17 protein-coding genes are annotated in these 20,998 nt (G+C 64.9%); 8 read left to right on the top strand and 9 right to left on the bottom strand.

What is annotated here, in order from left to right; all coding sequences use genetic code 11:
- Positions 1 to 12: 12 nt before the first annotated feature.
- Both H7A13_11860 and H7A13_11855 read left to right on the top strand, forming a co-directional pair.
- Positions 13 to 2,166: a TonB-dependent receptor gene (locus H7A13_11860; protein MCP5334031.1), complete on the top strand. Its 2,154-nt coding sequence runs from the start codon at positions 13 to 15 to the stop codon at positions 2,164 to 2,166.
- Entirely contained in the window at positions 2,148 to 3,392 is a 1,245-nt protein-coding gene (locus H7A13_11855; GenBank protein ID MCP5334030.1) for a hypothetical protein, read from the top strand. Before H7A13_11860 ends, H7A13_11855 begins: the two co-directional genes overlap by 19 nt.
- A 15-nt stretch (positions 3,393 to 3,407) precedes the next feature.
- Here H7A13_11855 and H7A13_11850 read toward each other — a convergent pair whose 3' ends face one another.
- From H7A13_11850 to H7A13_11840, 3 genes are read right to left on the bottom strand one after another with little or no spacing between them, the layout of a single operon-like run.
- The gene (locus H7A13_11850) at positions 3,408 to 3,845 is read right to left on the bottom strand and encodes a biopolymer transporter ExbD (GenBank protein ID MCP5334029.1); all 438 of its coding nucleotides are present in this window, start codon (positions 3,843 to 3,845) and stop codon (positions 3,408 to 3,410) included.
- Between the two features lie 3 nt (positions 3,846 to 3,848).
- Positions 3,849 to 4,559 carry a MotA/TolQ/ExbB proton channel family protein gene (locus tag H7A13_11845; protein MCP5334028.1) on the bottom strand — a complete coding sequence of 237 codons (711 nt, stop codon included), beginning with the start codon at positions 4,557 to 4,559 and terminating at the stop codon, positions 3,849 to 3,851.
- A 17-nt stretch (positions 4,560 to 4,576) separates the two neighbouring features.
- Complete coding sequence (locus H7A13_11840; GenBank protein ID MCP5334027.1) at positions 4,577 to 4,837, bottom strand: energy transducer TonB; 261 nt, start codon at positions 4,835 to 4,837, stop codon at positions 4,577 to 4,579.
- A 112-nt stretch (positions 4,838 to 4,949) separates the two neighbouring features.
- Between H7A13_11840 and H7A13_11835 the strand changes: the two genes are divergently transcribed.
- The gene (locus H7A13_11835) at positions 4,950 to 5,255 is read left to right on the top strand and encodes a hypothetical protein (GenBank protein MCP5334026.1); all 306 of its coding nucleotides are present in this window, start codon (positions 4,950 to 4,952) and stop codon (positions 5,253 to 5,255) included.
- A 255-nt stretch (positions 5,256 to 5,510) separates the two neighbouring features.
- On the opposite strand, the gene H7A13_11830 is transcribed toward H7A13_11835, so the two are convergent.
- Complete coding sequence (locus H7A13_11830; protein ID MCP5334025.1) at positions 5,511 to 6,764, bottom strand: HD-GYP domain-containing protein; 1,254 nt, start codon at positions 6,762 to 6,764, stop codon at positions 5,511 to 5,513.
- Positions 6,765 to 7,060: 296 nt separating this feature from the next.
- On the opposite strand from H7A13_11830, the gene metG reads away from it, so the two are divergent.
- The 5 genes from metG (at position 7,061) to cysN (ending at position 15,526) form a co-directional block, all read left to right on the top strand.
- Positions 7,061 to 9,097 carry a methionine--tRNA ligase gene (gene metG / locus H7A13_11825; GenBank protein MCP5334024.1) on the top strand — a complete coding sequence of 679 codons (2,037 nt, stop codon included), beginning with the start codon at positions 7,061 to 7,063 and terminating at the stop codon, positions 9,095 to 9,097.
- A gap of 10 nt (positions 9,098 to 9,107) precedes the next feature.
- On the top strand, positions 9,108 to 9,788 hold the full coding sequence (gene rsxB / locus H7A13_11820) for an electron transport complex subunit RsxB (GenBank protein ID MCP5334023.1): 681 nt from the start codon (positions 9,108 to 9,110) through the stop codon (positions 9,786 to 9,788).
- Positions 9,789 to 9,870: 82 nt separating this feature from the next.
- Positions 9,871 to 12,816: an insulinase family protein gene (locus tag H7A13_11815; GenBank protein MCP5334022.1), complete on the top strand. Its 2,946-nt coding sequence runs from the start codon at positions 9,871 to 9,873 to the stop codon at positions 12,814 to 12,816.
- 98 nt (positions 12,817 to 12,914) lie between these two features.
- Positions 12,915 to 13,823, top strand: coding sequence for a sulfate adenylyltransferase subunit CysD (gene cysD, locus H7A13_11810; GenBank protein ID MCP5334021.1), 909 nt, complete (start codon positions 12,915 to 12,917; stop codon positions 13,821 to 13,823).
- A gap of 47 nt (positions 13,824 to 13,870) precedes the next feature.
- Positions 13,871 to 15,526, top strand: a complete 1,656-nt coding sequence (gene cysN / locus H7A13_11805) for a sulfate adenylyltransferase subunit CysN (protein ID MCP5334020.1) — start codon at positions 13,871 to 13,873, stop codon at positions 15,524 to 15,526.
- Between the two features lie 54 nt (positions 15,527 to 15,580).
- On the opposite strand, the gene H7A13_11800 is transcribed toward cysN, so the two are convergent.
- The 5 genes from H7A13_11800 to prsR form a co-directional block, all read right to left on the bottom strand.
- The gene (locus tag H7A13_11800) at positions 15,581 to 16,885 is read right to left on the bottom strand and encodes a UDP-glucose/GDP-mannose dehydrogenase family protein (protein MCP5334019.1); all 1,305 of its coding nucleotides are present in this window, start codon (positions 16,883 to 16,885) and stop codon (positions 15,581 to 15,583) included.
- 33 nt (positions 16,886 to 16,918) lie between these two features.
- Complete coding sequence (locus H7A13_11795; protein MCP5334018.1) at positions 16,919 to 18,349, bottom strand: mannose-1-phosphate guanylyltransferase/mannose-6-phosphate isomerase; 1,431 nt, start codon at positions 18,347 to 18,349, stop codon at positions 16,919 to 16,921.
- Positions 18,350 to 18,391: 42 nt separating this feature from the next.
- A complete protein-coding gene (gene cysC / locus H7A13_11790) occupies positions 18,392 to 19,006 on the bottom strand; it encodes an adenylyl-sulfate kinase (protein MCP5334017.1) in 615 nt (204 codons plus the stop codon).
- Positions 19,003 to 19,392: a hypothetical protein gene (locus tag H7A13_11785; protein ID MCP5334016.1), complete on the bottom strand. Its 390-nt coding sequence runs from the start codon at positions 19,390 to 19,392 to the stop codon at positions 19,003 to 19,005. Before H7A13_11785 ends, cysC begins: the two co-directional genes overlap by 4 nt.
- 84 nt (positions 19,393 to 19,476) lie before the next feature.
- Positions 19,477 to 20,847: a PEP-CTERM-box response regulator transcription factor gene (gene prsR / locus H7A13_11780; GenBank protein MCP5334015.1), complete on the bottom strand. Its 1,371-nt coding sequence runs from the start codon at positions 20,845 to 20,847 to the stop codon at positions 19,477 to 19,479.
- Positions 20,848 to 20,998 lie beyond the last annotated feature (151 nt).

Genomic DNA, 20,998 nt, shown 5'->3' with positions numbered 1-20,998 from the left:
GAAGAGTGACCGATGAAGAATCCACGCACCACGACCGCATTGCCCCGCCTCTCCACCATGCCGCTCGCGATGCTGGCGGGATTATTGACCGCCACACCGGCCACTGCGGCGACACCTGCTGCCGCCGAATTCGAAGCGATCACCGTCACCGATGAGCGCAGCCGCGAAGGCGCGCAGATTGCGCTCGATGCGCCGACGAGCGCAGGCAGCCGGCTCGACCTGACCGTGCGCGAGACGCCAGCCAGCGTGCAGATCATCGACCGCGACACCCTGCGCAGCCGCGGTCTCACCACCACCCAGCAGGCGCTCGACAGCGCGGTGGGGGTGACGGCCGGACAGTGCTTCGGTCTGACCTGCTACTCCACCCGCGGCTTTTCTGGCACGCTCAGCCTGCCGTTCCTCTACAACGGCCTGCGCTATCCGGGGATCGCAATGTCGCCGCGCGGCACCTTCAACCATGAACGGATCGAGGTGATCCGCGGTCCGGCCTCGGTGCTGAATGGCTTTGGCAGCATCGGCGGGGCGGTCAATTTCGTCACCAAGGCGGCCGATGGGGTGGAAGAGCAGGAGCTGTTCACCAGTTTCGACAGTTGGAGCCAGAAAACCGTGGGCATCGGGGTGGGCGGCAGCGCCACCGAACAGTTGGCCTACCGGATGGACCTCAGCCATTCAGGCGGCCCGCATGGCTCGTCGGGCTTCGTCGATCGCACCGGTTACGACTATTACCATGCCAGCGGCGAGCTGCGCCTGGCGGCCACCGACAGTTTCACCGCCACGCTGGCGGCCGAGTCGATCAAGGATCAGGGCGAGTGGTACTTCGGCACCCCGCACCGCGCCGGCCGCATCATCGATGGCAGCGAACAGCACAATTACAACATCGATGATGACCGGGTCGCCAAGGAGATGCACTGGCTGCGCCTGAAGCTCGAACAGCGCTTTGATGACTCGACCGCGCTCAGCAATGAAACCTACTTCAACACGGAGAACCGCTATTGGCACAACGCCGAGGTCTATGAACTGGACCCCGTGTTGCCACTGGTACGCCGCAGCGACTTCCTGCACATCGCCCATGACCAGGAGCTGCTCGGCAACCTGCTGCAACTGAAATTGACCGGGCCACTGTTCGGTCTGCCCAACCGGCTGGTACTGGGCTACGACCTGTCGCGCAACCTGCACCAGCGCGACAGCAACTCACCCTTTTCCAGTGCTGCCAACAGTGTCGACCTGTTCGATCCGGTTGCCGGGCAGTTCACCACCAACTCGCCATTTTTGCCATTTCGCAAGACCCGGCTGGTGCAGCAGGCGCTCTTCGTCGAGGACTGTCTGAGCCTGACCAAAGCCTCAAAACTGTCGCTGGCGGCACGGCGCGACTGGATCGACCTCACTTCCGACAACCTGCGTACCGCGACCGGGTTCGACCAGCAGTGGAGCGGTGACTCTTACCGCGCCGGTCTGGTGCATGACCTGCGCCCGGGCGTCACCCTCTACGGCCAGTGGTCGAAGGCGTTGGAAGCCCCCGCGCAGATCGTCACGCTGAGCGAAGCGCAACGCAACTTCGATCTGACCGAAGGGCGGCAGTGGGAGGTTGGTGCAAAAGCCGATTTGCCGAGAAAGCTGGGGGAAGTGACGCTGGCCTGGTTCGACATCACGCGCAGCAACATCCTGACCCGCGATCCACTCAACTCCACTTTGACGGTGCAGATCGGTGAACAGTCCTCCGACGGTATCGAACTCGCCGTGGCGCTGCGCCCACATCCGCAATGGGCGATCGATGCCAGCCTGTCACTGCTCGATGCCCGCTTCGATGAGTTCAACGAGCGTGTTGCGGGTGTCGGCGTGTCACGCGCCGGCAACCTGCCACCCGACGTGGCCGAGAAGGTCGGCGACCTCTGGCTCAGCTTCTACCCGGACCGCGACTGGCGATTCGCCGCCAATGCCCAGTATGTCGGCCCACGCGCGGCCAACAACGCCAACTCGATCACCATGCAGAGCTACACCACGCTGGGCGCATCGGTGAGCCACGCACTGGCAGGTGGCGAGCTGACGCTGCGGCTGCGCAACCTCACCGACGCCCTCTACGCCAATCGCTCCTACGGCAACAACGGTTCGCAATTCCTGCTGGGCGAGCCGCGCGCGGTCGAGCTGTCGTGGCACGGCAGCTTCTGAGCCGACGTGGCGGCGCCGTCGCCACCACCGCGGCGCTGCTGCTCGCCGTGGCCACCCTCCTGTGGTGGCTGCGCTACCCGGCCGCCTCGGTCGCCGCCAGCGTTCAACCCATCTCAGCACCGGCGGGTGCGGGTGCGCGCCTGCCGCGGCTCGCCGCCCATCCCGCCGGCGGCGCGGTGCTCTCCTGGGTCGAGCCGGCGCCAGAAGGTGGCCATCTGCTGCGTGCGGCGCGCTATCGGGACAGGCGTTTCGAAGCGCCGGTGGAGGTGGCACGTGGTCGGGACTGGTTCGTCAACTGGGGCGACTTCCCCTCCGTGGTGCCGATCGCCGCCGATTTCTGGCTGGCCCACTGGCTGGTGCGCCATCCGCGGGCCGACAGCCCCTATCACTACGGCATCGCCATGGCCGGTTCCAGCGACGATGGCCGGCGCTGGACGACCCGGCCGGCGCCACACGCCGATGTCGGACCGGCCGAGCACGGCTTTGCCGCCATCGCCGCGCTGGATGACCGGGCCGCCATGGTCTGGCTGGACGGCCGCGCCAACGATGCCCGCCACAGCTTCGCGCTGCGCACCACGGAGATCGAGCGCGACGGTGCTGCCGCCGCCGAGTCCATCATCGACAGCGACGTCTGCTCCTGCTGCTGGCCGGCGCTGGCGCGCACACGGAACCAGCTGTGGGTGGCCTATCGTGGCCGCACCAGCGACGAGATCCGCGATTTTCAACTGCGCTACCGCACTGTCGCTGGCTGGTCGGCACCGATCGCGCTCGCCGGCGAAGGTTGGCGCATCGCCGGCTGCCCGACCAACGGCGTGAGTCTGGCAGCACAGGATGAACGGCTGGCAGCGGCCTGGTACACGGCGGCGGATGGGGTGGCACGGGTGCGGGTCGCCTTCATTCGCGATGGCGGGAACGCCCTGGAAAGCATCCACGATGTCGACGTCGCCACGCCGGTGGGACGCGCCGCCATCGCCTGGCTGGACAGCGAGCGGGTGGCGGCACTGCACATCGCCGCGTCCAGCAGCGCGCTGGCCGACCTGCGGCTCACACTGCTCTCCGACCGCGGCATCGAGCGCAGCCTGACGCTGATACAGGTGCCTGCCAACCGCGACTCCGGTGTGCCGCAACTGCTGGCAGTCGATGGCGAACTGCTGGTCGCCTGGACCGATGCCGCCCCCGGTCACGGGGTTCGGGTGCTGCGCGTTCCGCAGCGCGCCTTGCGGTAAATCCGGCCCTCGCGCTCAGGGCACCGGCGCGGCCTGCGGTCGAGCCTGGCCCGGATCGGTGACGAAACCGATGTGCAGCACGCCGGCGCGGGTGGCGGCGGCCAGCACCTGGGCCACGGCATCGTAGCGCACCGCGCGGTCGGCCTCGACATGCAGCTCGGCAGCGGGCCGTGCCGCCAGCGCACGGGCGCGCTCCTCCAGCTCGGCCAGGCTCAGCGGCTGACCGTCCCAGTGCAGTTGTCCATCGGCGGCAATGGCCACCACCACCGGCTTGCTGGGCGTCTGCACCGGCTGGCTCTTCGCCTCCGGCAGCTTCACCTTCACCGCCTGGGTGATCAGCGGTGCCGTGACGATGAAGATCACCAGCAGCACCAGAATCACATCCACCAACGGCACGATGTTGATCTCGGCGCTGCTGCGCGCCGTGGAGGCAACTCCGTCTCCCAGCGCCATGGCTCAGCTCCGCAGCGGATGAATGGCTGCGCGCTCTCTTTTGATCGCGCCAGAAGGCGAGCCGGGCAGCGTGGCGCGTTGCAGCAGGGTGGTGGCGAAATCTTCCCGCTGCGCCTGCAACAGACGGTGACGGCGCTGCAGGGTGTTGTGGGCAAAGACCGCCGGAATCGCCACGGCGAGACCCAGTGCGGTCATCACCAGCGCCTCGCCAATCGGTCCGGCCACCGCGGCCAGCCCCGCCTCGCCGGTGGCGGCAATGCGCAGCAGCGCATGATAGATGCCCCACACGGTGCCGAGCAGACCAAGGTAAGGGGCCGTCGATGCGGTGGTCGACAGCAGTGCCAGGCCACGCTCGCCACGCACCGCAGCACGGTCAAGCTGCTGGCGCAATCCACGGGTCAGGTGGGCGGCCAGTCCGCCGGCCTCATCGAACTGCTCGCCGGCATCGGCGAGTCGGCGGCCATCGCGAACCACCGCAAGCAGGCTGGCTTCGAACGGTCTGCCGAAGGGCTCTGGTGGCGACTGTGCCAGCCCCGCAGTTTCGAGGATCGTGCGCATGTAGCGCTGACTGCTTCGAACCTCCAGCAGGCTGCGCAGCAGCCAGAGCAGAAAGAAGGTCCAGCTCGCCAGCGACAGCAGCGCCAGAATGGTCAGCAGGCTCCAGCCCAGCGGGTCGAGCTGCTGAACGAAGTGCGCGAATCCAAAATCGATCATCATCACCTCGGCAGGGTTCAACGCAATGAAAAGTGGATGCGTTGCCGCGCCGTCGCCGCCGCTGGCGCGCCGGCGACCCGGATCGGGTCACACTGCCACAGCCGCACGGCCGCAACAGCCGCCTGATCGAGCCGGCCGAAGCCCGAGGGTCGGCTCACACTCACCTGTCGCACACTGCCATCGGCCGAGAGTGCCACCAGCAATTCGACCACCCCCTCTTCGCCCAGACGCCGTGCCGCCATCGGGTATTGAGGCGGAGGACGGCGCGGACAGTGCACCGACAGTTCCGGCGGTTCTGCATCGGCAGAAAGCGGGGCTGCTGCCGGCGGGGGCGTCGCAACCGAAGGCGGGGCCGGGTCAACCGCTGCCACGGCAGGCTCGGCAACCGGTGTGACGGGTGCCGGAGCGGGCTCGTCCCGCAGCGCCACCGGAGCCAGCTCGCGCGGCTTTCTGTCGGGTCTGGGTGGTTTTGTACTGGCGATCTTTGCCGGTGCGGGTGTCGGTTCCGGCATCGCCGCCGATGGCGGACTGGGTGCAACCGGTGGCGCCGGCGGCGGAGTCGGGCGCTCGATCATCCGGATCGCCACCGGCTGGATCGACAACGCTGGCGGCGCCGGGCGCTCCCACAACAGCAGGACGACGCCGCCATGGAGTGCCACTGCAATCAGCCATGCCAATCCATGCAGCGCAGGTTGACTCAGTGGCGAAGGGTGCTCACCACGCCAGCGATTGGATGGCTGGAGTGCGCAGGTACCGATCCTGAGAAAAAGGCTGTTCAAGGTGCCGCCAACCCTCGGCAGAGTCATGCCCGACATGCGTCAACGCAGCGAGATCCACGCACTCCAATGCCAAAACGGCCATCATCCTTGAGTCGGGCCGTGACGGGAATGCGACAAATCGTCGCACCGCTTCCGGCTCGATGGTCACGGCCTCGTCAATGCCGAACGCCGTTCACCCCTGCCACAGTGCATTCAGGTTGCTGAATTGCCACTTCTGCGGATCTTCGCGGTTGACGATGGTGTCCGTCTGCCCGCTCTTCGACAGGTCGAGCAATTGGACCGGTATCGGCATGTTGGTGCGGGTCGAGAAGAACACCTTCAGCAGCGGGCGGGTCAGGCTCTGCGGATTCTGCTCGACGATCACGCCAAGGCGGCCGGAGTGCAGCCTGACCAGGCTGCCGAGCGGATAGATGCCCACCATCTTGACGAAGGCATGGAAGATGGCAGTGTCGAAATGGCCCTCCCACTTCGCCATGCGCGCCAGAGAATCCGCCGCATCCCAACCGTTCTTGTAAGGCCGGTTCGAGGTGATGGCATCATAGACATCGCAGACCGCCCCCATCCGCGCCAACTGGCTGATCTGCTCTCCCTTCAACCCATACGGATAGCCACTGCCATCGATCTTTTCGTGGTGATGCAGGCAGACATCGAGCGCGCTCGGCGCGGTGAATCCACTCCGGGTCAGAATCGCGTGGCCACGCTCCGGATGCAGCCGGATGACGCTGAATTCATCCGCAGTCAATGCGCCCGGCTTGTTCAGTATCTTCTCCGGCATCGCCATCTTGCCGATGTCGTGCAGCAGACCGGCCACACCCGCCTGCTGGGTCTGCTGCTCATCCAGCTGCATTTGCCTGGCCAGCGCGATCATCAGCGCGCAGACCGACACCGAGTGCATGTAGGTGTACTCATCCTTGCTCTTCAGCCGCGCCAGGCTGATCAGGGCGGTGGAGTTTCTCGCCACCGAGCCACTGATCTCCTCGACCAGTGGCAGGCACTGCTCCACTTCGATCACCTTGCCCAGCCGGGCTTCGGTGAACAGCCTGGCGACCGCCTCCTTGGAGTGGTGGATGATCCCGGATGCCCGGCCCAGCTCCTCCTGGGCGCTGGTCGTTCCGTTGAGCTGGATCGCCGGGGCGACCGGTTGTTTGCCGGCAACGGCCACCGTCTCGGTCGCTGCCGGTTCCGGGGTCGGCTCTGCTGCCGGCTCTGCGGCCACATCCGATGCGTCCGTCAGTCCTGCCACATCCCGGCCCTTGTCGCAGTCGATCCACACCGCCGAGACGCCACTTTTTTTCAGTGCCCGCAGATCGGTCGGGTCATCGAGCACGAACTTGCTCTTCCAGAACGGATGGCTCAGCCAACTGCCTTCGAGCCCATGGATGTACATGCCGAGACAAACCTGCTCGGTGGTGATTTTCTTCAGCATCCGCCTCGATCTCCCTGGCGACGGTCATACGAAGGTTCGGGAACGATGAACCCTGTCATGGCAGAGGTGCGCGCAGTCACGGCAGTGAACGACCCCGACGGGCAGAAGGGTTGAAGGTATAATGGCCGACCTTTTGCGAAGGACGGAATTCAGGCGTGACATCCTGCCGGCTGGTTCGCACCAGTTCGGAGCACCAGCGCCGCTGCAGGCCGGTTCCGCCTGTCGAAAAGTATAGACCTGGCTTCAGCAACCGCCAGGCTTCAGAACCCCCCAGCGATCTCCACCGGTGCCGTTTCATGACCGCCTCATCTCGCCAGATTCTTGTCACCAGCGCGCTGCCCTATGCCAATGGACCGATCCATCTCGGCCACATGCTGGAGTACATCCAGACCGACATCTGGGTGCGCTTTCAGCGGTTGCAGCAACAGCGCTGTTTCTACGTCTGCGCCGACGATGCCCACGGCACCGCCATCATGCTCAAGGCCGAGGAGCTGGGCATCACGCCCGAGGCATTGATCGAACAGGTGAGCGCCGAGCATCAGCGCGATTTTGCCGACTTCGGCATCAGTTTCGACAACTACCACTCCACCCACTCCGAAGAGAACCGCCACTTCGCCGAGCTGATCTACCAGCGCTGCCGGCAGGCAGGCCACATCGAAACCCGCACCATCAGCCAGTTCTACGACCCGGACAAGGGGCTGTTTCTGGCCGACCGCTTCATCAAGGGCAGCTGCCCACGCTGTGGCGCGGCCGATCAGTATGGCGACAACTGCGAGGCTTGTGGCGCCACCTACAGCCCCGATCAGCTGATCGAGCCGCGCAGTGCGATCTCCGGCGCCACACCGGTGATGCGCAGCAGCGAGCATCAGTTCTTCCGGCTGGCCGACTTCACCGAGTTGCTGAAGCAGTGGACCCGCAGCGGCGCCCTCTCCGAGGAGGTGGCCAACAAGCTCGATGAGTGGCTGGAGGGCGGGCTGGAGTCCTGGGACATCAGCCGCGATGCACCCTACTTCGGCTTTCGCATTCCCGGCAGCGACGACAAGTACTTCTACGTCTGGCTCGATGCGCCGATCGGCTACATGGCGAGCTTCAAGAACCTCTGCGACCGCACGCCCGGGCTCGATTTCGACCACTACTGGCGCCCGGGCAGCAGCAGCGAGCTCTACCACTTCATCGGCAAGGACATCATCACCTTCCATTCGCTGTTCTGGCCGGCGATGCTGCATGCCGCCCGGTTCCGCACGCCAACGGCGGTGCATGTGCACGGTTTCGTCACCATCAACGGGCAGAAGATGTCGAAATCGCGCGGCACCTTCATCAAGGCGCGCACCTTTCTCGACCATCTGGAGCCGGAATATCTGCGCTACTACTTCGCCGCCAAGCTCTCGGCGCGCATCGATGACCTCGACCTCAACTTCGACGACTTCGTGCAGCGCATCAATGCCGACCTGGTCGGCAAGCTGGTGAACATCGCCAGCCGCTCGGCCGGTTTCATCCACAAACAGCACGCCGGGCGACTGGCTGCGCAACTGCCCGAGCCGGCACTGTGGGATGAATTCGTCGCCGCCGGCGAGCAGATCGCCGAACACTACGAGGCCCGCGAGTTCGCCCGGGTGGTGCGCGAGGTGATGGCGCTGGCCGACCGCGCCAACCAGTACATCGATCAGCAGAAGCCCTGGCTGCTGGCCAAGGATCCGGCCCGGCAGCCACAGGTGCAGCAGATCGCCAGCTTCGGGCTCAACCTGTTCCGGCTGCTGGTGCTCTATCTGCAACCGATCCTGCCGCGCCTGGCCGAGCGGGTCGAAGGCTTTCTGGCCACGCCGCTGCCGAACTGGTCCCGACGCAACGCGCCGCTGCTCGACCATCTCATTGCCCCGTTCACCCCGCTGTTCACCCGCATCGAGCCCGACACCATCACGGCACTGCTGGCCGCCAGTCAGCAGAACGCGACCGAGACTGCACCCGTGATCAGCGCACCAGAACCCCCGGGCGGCGAGGCGATCGCCGCCACCATCGATTACGACAGCTTTGCCAAGGTCGACCTGCGCATCGCCCGCATCGTCGCGGCCGAACCGGTCGAAGGGGCCGACAAGCTGCTGCGCCTCACCCTCGACCTCGGCGGCGAGCAGCGCACGGTCTTTGCCGGCATCAAGAGCGCCTACACCGCCGAGCGCCTGATCGGCCGCCTGACGGTGATGGTGGCCAACCTGGCGCCGCGCAAGATGCGGTTCGGCCTCTCCGAGGGGATGGTGCTGGCCGCCGGTCCCGGTGGCGAGCAGATCTGGCTGCTGAGTCCCGACAGCGGCGCCCTGCCCGGCATGCGGGTGCGCTAGGCAAGGGCCGATGTCGCAACCGGGAGTCGATGCGGTGCCGGCACTGGTCGAAGCCATCGATGCGCTGCTGCCGCAGACCCAGTGTGGCCGCTGCGGCCATCCCGGCTGTCGCCCCTATGCCGAGGCCATTGCCAGTGGCGAGCCCTTCAATCGCTGCCCGCCGGGCGGACAGCTCACCATCGACCTGCTGGCCACCCTGCTCGAGCGCCCCAAACTGCCGCTGGATGAACGCCACGGCACTGAGCAGCCGCCCCAGGTGGCGCTGATTCGCGAGGAGGAGTGCATCGGCTGCACCAAGTGCATTCAGGCCTGTCCGGTCGATGCGATCGTCGGCGCCGCGCAATGGATGCACAGCGTCATCGCCAGCGAGTGCAGCGGCTGTGAGCTCTGCATCGAACCCTGCCCGGTCGACTGCATCGATCTGGTTCGAATCGAGGATGAAACGCAGCGCTCATGGCCACAACGGCGCGCACAGGCCGACCAGTTCCGCCGCCGCCATCAGGCGCGCACGGCACGGTTGGCGCGCCTCGCGGCCGAACAGGCCGAGCGCCGTCAGCAGACACGCAATCCAGCAGTCGCCGCCACTGCGCACAGCTCACCCACACAGGCGGACATCCTGGCGGCGGTGATGCGCGCCCGGGCCAGACGTGCGGCTCAACCACCAGGCAGCGATCCGCGCCAATGCGACTGACACCACCGCCTGACAGTGGCATGGCGGTTGATTACACTTGATGGCAGCATTGCACCCTTTCACTCAGGACAAGATCCAGACCATGCCCAACCCTTCAACGACGGCGTCCGGCACCCTGCCCCATCCCAGCTTCGAACTCGTGCGGCAGCATCCGATTCCGGCACTCAAGCTGCTGCTCAATGAGTACCGCCACGGCCGCACCGGCGCCCGTCACTTCCACATCAGCGCCGACCATGACGAAAATGTCTTTCTGGTCGCCTTCCCGACGGTGCCGATGGACTCGACCGGCGTGGCCCACATTCTCGAACACACCTCGCTGTGCGGCAGCGAACGCTATCCGGTGCGCGACCCGTTCTTCATGATGATTCGCCGCTCGCTCAACACCTTCATGAATGCCTTCACCAGCAGCGACTGGACCGCCTACCCGTTCGCCAGCCAGAACCGCAAGGATTTCTTCAACCTGCTCGATGTCTACCTCGACGCCACCTTCTTCTCCCGGCTCGACCCGCTCGACTTCGCCCAGGAGGGCCACCGGCTCGAATTCGAACAGCCGGACGACCCTTCGACGCCGCTCTGCTACCGTGGCGTGGTCTACAACGAGATGAAGGGCGCGATGAGCTCGCCCACCAGCCTGCTGTGGCAGACCCTGACCAGGCATCTCTACCCGACCACCACCTACCACTTCAACAGCGGGGGCGAGCCCGACTGCATCCCGCAGCTGAGCCATGCGCAACTGCTCGACTTCTACCGCGACCACTATCACCCGAGCAACGCCATCTTCATGACCTTCGGCAACCTGCCAGTGGCCGAGTTGCAACAGCGTTTCGAGCAGCAGGCGCTGCACCGCTTCGACCGCCGCGAGATCATGCTGCCGCTGCATGACGAGCAGCGCTTTCATGCGCCGGTGAAGGTGCTGGAGTACTACCCGACCGAAGCCGAAGCGGACGAAGTCGATCGCACCCATCTGGTGATCGGCTGGCTGCTCGGCCACTGCACCGACCTCGACGAGCTGCTCGAAGCGCGTTTTCTGAGCGCGGTGCTGCTCGACAACAGTGCGTCGCCGCTGCTGCAACTGCTCGAAACCTCTGCGCTCGGCAGCGCCCCGTCACCGCTGTGCGGACTGGAAGATGGCAACCGCGAACTGCTGTTCGTCTGCGGCCTCGAAGGCAGTCGCCCCGAACATGCCGAACAGTTGGCCGCCGACATCATGGCACTGCTCGAAAAGATCGCCGACGAGGGGGTGCCGCAGCCGCAGATCGAGGCCGTGCTGCATCAGCTGGAGCTGACCCAGCGCGAGATCAGCGGCGATGGCTATCCCTTCGGCCTGCAACTGCTGCTGGCCGGGCTGGGCGCCGCGGTGCATGGCGGCGACCCCGCCCAGTTGATCGACCTCGATCCGGCGCTGGCCAAGCTGCGCCGCCATGTCGAGGATCCCGACTACATCAAGCAACTGGTGCGCCGTCTGCTGCTCGACAACTTCCACCGTGTCCACCTGACCTTGGCGCCCGACCCCGAACTGGCGCAGCGCCGCGAACAGGCAGTGGCCGCACAGCTCGCCCGCATCAAGGCCGGACTCGATGCCGAGCAGAGCCGGCAGATCGTCGAGCAGGCCGCCGCATTGAAGGCACGGCAGAACCGCGTCGACGATGAGTCGATCCTGCCCCGGGTGACGCTGGCCGATGTGCCCGCCACCCTGCAACTGGCCGAACCGCAGCGCCGCGATCAGCTCGCCGGCCGCACGGTCACCAGCTATGGCCAGGGCACCAACGGGCTGCTCTATCAGCAACTGGTGATCGATCTGCCGCAGTTCGACGAATCGCAACTTCTGGAGCTGTTCCTCTATGCCAGCTTCCTGACCGATCTGGGGCTCGGAGCGGATGACTACCTCAGCATCCAGCAACTGCAAAGCCAGATCAGCGGCGGCTACTCGGCGCAGATCTCCCTGCGCGGCAAGGCCGAGGATGAGCAGCAGCTGCGCGGTTATCTGGTGCTCTCCGGCAAGGCGCTGCTGCGCAACCATGCCCCCTTCGTCGAGCTGCTCTACCGCACGCTGGCCGAGGCGCGCTTCGACGAGCTGCCGCGGCTGCGCGAGCTGATCGCGCAGATCCGCACCAGCCGCGAGCGCAGCATCACCGGCAGTGGCCACAGCCTGGCGATGAGCGCCGCCACCGCCGGCATGAGTCCACTGGCCCGTCTCGGCCACCGGCAGAGCGGACTGGCCGGCATCCGTGCGCTCAAGGCACTCGACCGCACGCTCGACGATCCGCAACGACTGGCCGGGCTGGCCGAACGGCTGCAGCAGATCCATCAACGGCTGGTCGCGGCACCCAAACAGGAGCTGCTGATCGCCGAACCCGAGCAGACCGCCGAGCTGCTGGCACGGCTGGCGCACATGCAACCCCCCGCTGCTCAGGGCGAGTTCACCCCCTTTGCCCTGCCGCCGCTGCGCGAGCCGACCCATGCCCTGTGGCTCACCAACACCCAGGTCAACTTCTGCGCCCGCGCCTACCCGACCGTGCCGGCCAGCCATGCCGATGCCGCGGCCCTCACCGTGCTCGGCGGCTTCCTGCGCAACGGCTACCTGCACCGCGCCATCCGCGAACAGGGCGGCGCCTATGGCGGTGGTGCCGGCCAGGATTCCGGCATCGCCGCATTCCGCTTCTACTCCTACCGCGATCCGCGACTGAGCGAGACGCTGGCCGATTTCGACCGCGCCATCGACTGGGTGCTCGGCAGCCAGCATGAGCTGCGGCAGGTCGACGAGGCGATCCTCGGCGCCATCGGCAGCATCGACAAGCCCGGCTCACCTGCCGGCGAGGCCAAGCGCGCCTTCTTCAACCAGCTGCATGGCCGCGATGCCGACCACCTGCAGCAGGTCAGGCAGCAGATTCTGCGCGTCACCTTGACCGATCTGCAGCGGGTCACCGAACGCTACCTGAAGCCGGAACTGGCCAGCACCGCCATCCTGACCGACAGCAGCCGCCGCGATCAGGCCGCCGCGCTGCGCCTCCAGGTCGAAGAGTTGTAATTTTTCAGGATCAGACTTTGCCCGAACTCACTATGCAGATTTGATGTTGAATGAGAAGAGTTGATGATCCTTTCACGCCCGCAACGGAAGTCACCATGATCCCAGACCACAGACTGACCCATCTCAAACTGCTCGAAGCCGAAAGCATCCATATCCTGCGCGAGGTCGCGGCCGAGTTCCGCAAGCCGGTGATGCTCTATTCGATCGGCAAGGATTCCGCCGTGATGCTGCATCTGGCGATGAAGGCGTTTTATCCGGGCAAACCGCCCTTCCCGCTGCTGCATGTCGACACCACCTGGAAATTTCACGAGATGATCGAGTTCCGCGACCAGCGGGCGCGCGAGCTGGGGCTGGAGCTGCTGGTCCACATCAACCCGGAAGGGCTGAAGATGAACATCAGCCCCTTCGTCCACGGCAGCAAGAAGCACACCGATGTGATGAAGACCCAGGGGCTCAAGCAGGCGCTCGACAAATATGGCTTCGATGCCGCCTTTGGCGGGGCCCGCCGCGACGAAGAGAAGTCGCGCGCCAAGGAGCGGGTCTACTCCTTCCGCGACAAGAACCACCGCTGGGACCCGAAAAACCAGCGGCCCGAGCTGTGGAACCTCTACAACGGCCGCATCGACAAGGGCGAGAGCATCCGCGTCTTCCCGCTCTCCAACTGGACCGAACTGGACATCTGGCAATACATCTATCTGGAGAGCATCCCGATCGTGCCGCTCTACTTCGCCAAGGAGCGCCCGGTGGTCACCCGCGACGGCGTCGACATCATGGTGGATGACGACCGGATGCCGCTGGCCGAGGGTGAAACACCGCAGATGAAGCAGGTGCGCTTCCGCACCCTCGGCTGCTATCCACTGACCGGCGCCATCGAATCGACCGCCGCCAGCCTGACCGAGATCATCCAGGAGATGCTGCTGACCAAGAGCTCGGAGCGACAGGGGCGCGTGATCGATTTCGACCAGGCCGGCTCGATGGAAGAGAAAAAGCGTGAAGGCTACTTCTGAACCCGGCTGCCCGCCATCCGTACCGAACTCAAGGAATCCGTTGCACCATGTCTCATCAATCCGACCTGATCGCCACCGACATCGAAGCCTACCTGCAGCAGCATGAGCAGAAAGAACTGCTGCGGCTGCTCACCTGCGGCAGTGTCGACGACGGCAAGAGCACGCTGATCGGCCGTCTGCTGCATGACTCGCACATGATCTACGAGGATCAACTGGCCGCCATCAAGAGCGACAGCGTCAAATCGGGCACCACCGGTGGCGACATCGATCTGGCCCTGCTGGTCGATGGTCTGCAGGCCGAGCGGGAGCAGGGCATCACCATCGATGTCGCCTACCGCTACTTCTCGACCGCGCGGCGCAAGTTCATCATCGCCGACACCCCAGGGCACGAGCAGTACACCCGCAACATGGCCACCGGCGCCTCGACCTGTGACCTGGCCATCATTCTGATCGACGCCCGCCAGGGGGTGCTGACCCAGACCCGCCGTCACAGCTTCATCGTCTCGCTGCTGGGCATCCGCCATGTGGTGGTGGCCATCAACAAGATGGACCTGGTCGGCTTCGACCCGGGCCGGTTCGAGCAGATCAGGCAGGACTACCTCGACTTTGCCGGGCGGCTCAACCTGCCCGACATCCACTTCCTCCCGATCTCGGCCCTCAACGGCGACAACGTGGTGCACCGCTCCACCGAGACCCCCTGGTATCACGGCAAGCCGCTGCTCGAGTTGCTGGAGCAGATCGAGATCAGCGAAGACCGCAACTTCGACCAGTTCCGCCTGCCGGTGCAGTATGTCAACCGCCCCAACCTCGACTTCCGCGGCTTTTCCGGCACCATCGCCAGCGGCGTGATCAACCGCGGCGACCGCCTCATCGCCCTGCCCTCCGGCAAGAGCAGCCGGGTCGCCAGCATCGTCACCTACGATGGCGAACTCGGCACGGCCTGGACACCGATGGCGGTCACCCTGACGCTGGAGGATGAGATCGACATCAGCCGCGGCGACATGCTGGTGAGGCCAGAGCAGCTGCCCCAGGTCAGCCAGCGCCTGAGCGCCCATCTGGTGTGGATGCATGAAGATGGGCTGAAGGTCGGCCGCGAGTACTACATCAAGCAGAGCACCAAGACGGTGATCGGCCAGGTGCCGCAGATCCATCACCGCATCGACGTCAACAGCCTCGAACAGCTGCCGGGCGGAGACACGCTGTCGCTCAACGAGATCGCGCTGTGCGACCTCAGTGTCAATGCGCCGCTGGTGTTCGACGCCTACGACAACAACCGCGGTACCGGCGCCTTCATCTTCATCGACCGGCTGACCAACATCACCGTCGGTGCCGGCATGATCGTCGGCGCCCGGCGCGACAGCGACAGTGACGCGGAGCTGCCCCGGCTCGGCCGCAGCGAGCGCGAGAACCGTTTCCGGCAACGCACCGCACTGGTTGCACTGACTGCCGCCAACGCCCAGCAGCTGGCGGAACAGCTTGAACGGCGACTGTGCGAGCTGGGCCACAATCCGCTGCTGATCGATCAGAGCAACTTCCCCGGCGCCACCGGCCATCTGGCCGCGCTCAAGGCGTGGGGCAAGGCGGCCGGCCACCTGCTGATCACGCCGCTGACAGAAGCCGCGCCACTGGCCGATCTGCTGTTGAGCGAAGGTTCGCTCGGCGAGCTGCTCGAAACGTTGAAGCAGCAGGAGATTCTGGAGTAACCCCAACGAAAAAGCGCCGGTTGCGCACTGCAACCGGCGCCTTGGCGGGAGTTTCTAACGGCCGACGCCGGTGTAGTCGAATCCGAGTGCCCGCATCGCTGTTGGTTCATAGACATTGCGCAGGTCGAGAAAGACCCGTCCGCGCATCCGCTGCAGCAGCCGCTCCAGATCGATCCCGCGATACTCGTTCCACTCGGTCAGCAGCACCACGGCATCGACCCCTTCGCTCATCTCATAGATGTCGTCGTAGTAACGCACCGTGTCGGGCAGATATTTCTTCGCCTCCTCCATCCCCTGCGGATCATGCGCCCGCACCACTGCGCCCTTGTCGAGCAGTGCCGGCAGAATCGACAGTGCCGGCGCATCACGCATGTCGTCGGTTTCGGGCTTGAAGGTGAGCCCCAGCACGGCAATCTGCCGGCCCGACAGCTCCCCGCCCAGCGCATCGCGAATCTTCTTCACCATGCGCGCCTTCTGCGCCGCGTTCACCTCGATCACGCTCTCGACGATGCGGCAGGGGGTGTCATGCTCCTGGGCGATGCGAATCAGCGCCAGCGTGTCCTTGGGAAAACAGGAGCCGCCGTAGCCCGGCCCCGGATGCAGGAATTTGCGGCCGATGCGGCCATCGAGCCCCATCCCCTTCGCCACCGCATGGACGTCGGCCCCGACACTCTCGCACAGCATCGACATCTCGTTGATGAAGCTGATCTTGGTGGCCAGAAAGGCATTGGCGGCATATTTGATCAACTCGGCGCTCTCCCAATCGGTCACCAGGATCGGCGTTTCGATCAGGTTGAGCGGTCGATAGAGCTCGCGCAGCAGTGCCTCTGCGCGTGACGTGGCCACGCCCAGCACCACCCGGTCCGGGTGCATGAAATCCTTGATCGCCGCCCCTTCGCGCAGAAACTCCGGGTTGGAAGCGACATCGAAATCGGCCTGCGGATTGACCTCGCGGATGATCCGCTCCACCTGACGCGCCGTGCCGACCGGCACCGTCGATTTGTCCACCACCACGGTGTAACCCGCCAGCGCGCCGGCAATCTCCCGCGCTGCGGCATGCACATAACTGAGGTCGGCATGGCCGTCGCCGCGCCGGCTTGGCGTGCCGACCGCGATGAAAACCAGATCGGCCTGCGGAACATGCTGCGACAGATCGGTCGAGAAGCCGAGCCGTCCGGCCTGGACATTGCGCACCACCAGCTCATCCAGACCCGGCTCATAGATCGGAATCCGGCCCTGCTGCAACGCCTCGACGCGCCGGGCATCGACATCGACGCAGACCACATTGGCGCCAAACTCGGCAAAACAGGCACCTGATACCAGCCCCACATAGCCGGCACCCACCATCACGACATGCATGCTCTTCTCCTGTTACTGCAAGCGGCTGAGCGCTCAGCGGCCATAGACGTCCTTGAAGCGGACGATGTCATCCTCGCCCAGGTAGGGCCCGGACTGCACCTCGATGATTTCGAGCGGCACCTTGCCCGGGTTGGCGAGCCGATGGCGCTCTCCCAGCGGAATGAAGGTGGACTGGTTTTCGGTGAGCAGGAACACCTCGTCGCCCCGCGTCACCTCGGCAGTGCCCTTGACCACGATCCAGTGCTCGGCACGGTGATAGTGCATCTGCAACGACAGGGTCGCGCCCGGATTGACCGTGATGCGCTTGACCTGATAACGCTCGGACTGCTCGATGCCCTCGTAGCTGCCCCATGGACGGACCACCTGCCGGTGCAACAGCGCCTCGGAGCGGTTGTCGGCCTTGATGCGGCTGACGATGCCCTTGACCTCCTGCACCCGATCACGGTGCGCCACCAGCACCGCATCGGCGGTGTCGACCACGATGCAATCCTCCAGGCCAATGGTGGCGATCAGCCGGTCTTCGGAGCGCAGATAGCAGTTGCGGGTGTCGCTGGTCAGCACATCACCCAGAATCACATTGCCGTCGGCATCGCCCTCACTGATCTCCCACAGTGACGACCAGGAGCCGACATCACTCCAGCCGGCATCGAGCGGGATCACCACACCGCGCTCGGTCTTCTCCATCACCGCATAGTCGATCGAATCACTGGGGCAGGCGGCAAAGATGTCGCGGTCGATGCGGCTGAAGTCGAGATCGCGCTCGACCGCCTGATGCGCGGCGGCACAGCTCTGAAAGATCAGCGGTGCCGCCCGTTCCAGCTCCTCCAGAAAACTGCGTGCCGAGAACAGGAACATGCCGCTGTTCCAGTAGTAGCTGCCTTCGGCCAGGTAGCCGAGCGCCGTTTCGCGGTCGGGTTTCTCGACGAAACGCTCGATGCGGCAGGCCGTGCCGCTGCCAAGGTCGGCACCGGCCTTGATGTAACCGTAACCGGTCTCCGGTGCATGGGGCACGATGCCGAAGGTGACCAGCAGCTCACTGGCCGCAAACGCAATGCCGTCGGCGACGGCCTGCACGAAACGGTCGGGCTGCCTGACCACATGGTCGGCCGGCAGCACCAGCAGCAGCGGATTTTCGTTGGGCCACTGCTGCAGCGCTTCGAAGGCAGCCATCGCCACGGCCGGGGCGGTGTTGCGGCCACAGGGTTCGAGCAGGATGGCCGAGATGCCGACACCGCTCATGCGCAACTGCTCCGCCACCATGAAGCGGTGTTCGTCATTGCAGATGACGATCGGCGGATGGCTGCCGGCCAGTCCACGCAGCCGCTGCGCGGTGTCCTGCAGCAGCGTGGTCTCGTTGACCACCGGCAGCAACTGTTTGGGATGGAGTTCGCGCGACAACGGCCACAGTCGTGTGCCCGCCCCGCCCGACAGAATCACTGGCACCAGCACCGGCGCCTTCGGCATGGATGATGTCATCGATGACTGCTCTTGAGATGAAAAAGAGGGTCAGACCACAGCGGTCAGACGCGGTTGGATGTAGTCGACGACCTGCTGTGCGCACGCATCGAGCGAAACGTGGCCGGTGTCGACCACCAGCCCTGGTTTTTCCGGCGCTTCGTAGGGCGAGGAAATGCCGGTGAAATCCTTGATCTCCCCAGCCCGGGCACGCCGGTAGAGTCCCTTCACATCGCGCTGTTCGCAGATCTCCAGCGGACAGGCACAGTAGATCTCGATGAAATCACCATGCGGCAGGATGCTGCGCACCCGCTGGCGGTCGCTGCGAAACGGCGAGATGAATGCAGTCAGCACGATCACACCGGCCTCGAGGAAGAGCTTGGAGACCTCCCCGACCCGCCGGATGTTCTCGACCCGATCGGCCTCATTGAAACCGAGGTCGCCGCAAAGCCCGTGGCGCACATTGTCGCCATCGAGTACATAGGTGCGACAGCCGCGCTCGTACAGCCGCTGCTCCACCGCATGCGACAGCGTCGACTTGCCGGAGCCGGAAAGACCGGTGAACCACAGCACCATGCTGCGGTGCTGGTTCTGCTGCTGACGCAGGTCGCGGGTCACCGCCGACTTGTGCCAAACGACGTTGCTGCTGACCGGGGAATCACTCATGACGAGGTTTGCTCCTGCTGATGAAAAAAAGATGACACCGGCTCGCCACTGTTGGTGCGAATCTGCACGCAGCGATCGTCCCACAGCTCGATCATGCCGTAATCCTTCTGGTTGGTGACCTTGAGGCCGCAGAGCTCGTGCCGCTCCAGCCACAGCTCGACAAAACGCCGGTGGCGGTAATCGCTGGCGCGGGCGGTGAAGATGCGTACCTCGACACCGCTGGCCTGCCAGGCGCGGATTCGCGCCACCATCGGCTCGATCGGATCACCGATGTGGTGCGGACCCAGCCACTCATCATAGTGGGCCAGCGTGCCATCGAGGTCGACACCAATCCAGCCGCGCCCGCTCTGGTCACTGGGTGCGGACGGTGGCTGTCGGCGCTTCAGCCACTTCTGAAGCAGGCGTTTCATGGTCCTGGCGGCCATCCACCGGGTTGCCAAGGGGTGCTGGCAGTCCGATCGAAAGGCGTCTCACTCGGCAAAAGTTCCGGTGATTCCATACTTTTCCATCATGTGATAGAGGGTGGGACGCGCCACACCCAGGGTGTCGGCCGCCCTGCTGACATTGCCCTCGACGGCATTGAGGGCCTGGCGGATGGCTTCGGTCTCGGCCCGCTCACGCGCCTCGCGCAGGTTGAGCAACTTCGGTTGCTCGCGGTTTTGGCTCTCCAGCTCCAGATCATCGGCGGTGATCCATTTGCCATCGGCCATGATCACCGCCCGCTTGATGCGGTTCTCCAGTTCGCGGATGTTGCCTGGCCAGTCGTGACCGGCAATGGCGCTCAATGCCTCCTCGGTGAAGCCCTTCAGGGCGCGGCTGTTCTGTTCGGCAAAACGGTCGAGCAGCAGGCGCGCAATCACCACCGCATCACCTTCACGCTCACGCAACGGAGGAATGTCAATGGTCACTTCACTGACCCGGTAGTAGAGATCTTCACGGAATTGTCCTGCTTCGACCTGTCGCTTGAGATCCTTGTTGGTGGCGCAGACCACCCGGACATCCACCGGAATCAGCTCGCGTCCGCCGATGCGCTCGATGGTTCTCTCTTGCAAGAAACGCAGCAGCTTGGCCTGCAACGACTGCGGCAAGTCACCGAGTTCATCGAGAAAAAAGGTACCGCCCTGGGCATATTCGATCTTGCCCTTGGTCTGCTTGTTCGCACCGGTGAAGGCGCCTCGCTCATAGCCGAACAGCTCACTCTCCAGCAGGTTCTCCGGAATCGCGGCGCAGTTGACCGCCACGAAGGGTTTGCGCTGGCGCCGGCTGAGGGTATGCAGGGCGCGCGCCAGCACCTCCTTGCCGGTGCCGCTCTCGCCCAGCAACAGGGCCGTGACATCGGTCGGCGCCAGTTTTTCGACCGTGCGGCAGAGTTTGACCATCTGCGGACTGGTGGCAATCACCCCGGCCAGTGGTGTCAATGACCGGTCACCCCCGCGTTGCAGCCGCCGGTTCTCCTCCTCCAGCGCATGCAGATGAAAGGCCCGCTGAATGATCAGCCCCAGCACCTGCGGATCGATCGGCTTCTGGTAGTAGTCATAGGCGCCCATGCCGATCGCCTTGACCGCGTTGTCACGCTCATCGTTGCCGGTCACCACGATCACCTTGGCACTGGGCAGCAGCTGCAGAATCTCGGCCAGTGTCGCCAGCCCCTCGCTGGCATTGGCCGGATCGGGTGGCAGACCGAGGTCCAGCGTGATCACTGCCGGCTCATGGCGGCGCAGCGCGGCGATCGCCTCTTCCCGATCGCCCGCAACCACCACCTCATAGTCATCGAACGACCATTTGAGCTGCTTCTGCAGACCCGGATCATCCTCGACCACCAATATTTTTTTCAGTTCCATTGAACTGGACATGCCTGATTTACCAATCTCTTTGAATTTTAAGGAGCTGCAACACAGCACCCTTTGCCAAAACGACTCAATGCATCAACGGCATCGTCAGCACGAACCGGGTGCCCAGGCCGGGTTCACTCTGCACCTCGACCCGCCCACC

It is taken from the genome of Pseudomonadales bacterium, from assembly GCA_024234215.1.
GTDB lineage: Bacteria > Pseudomonadota > Gammaproteobacteria > Pseudomonadales > UBA5862 > JACKOQ01.
Note: the sequence above shows the minus strand (reverse complement) of the source record. Positions and strands in the feature narration are given on the sequence as shown.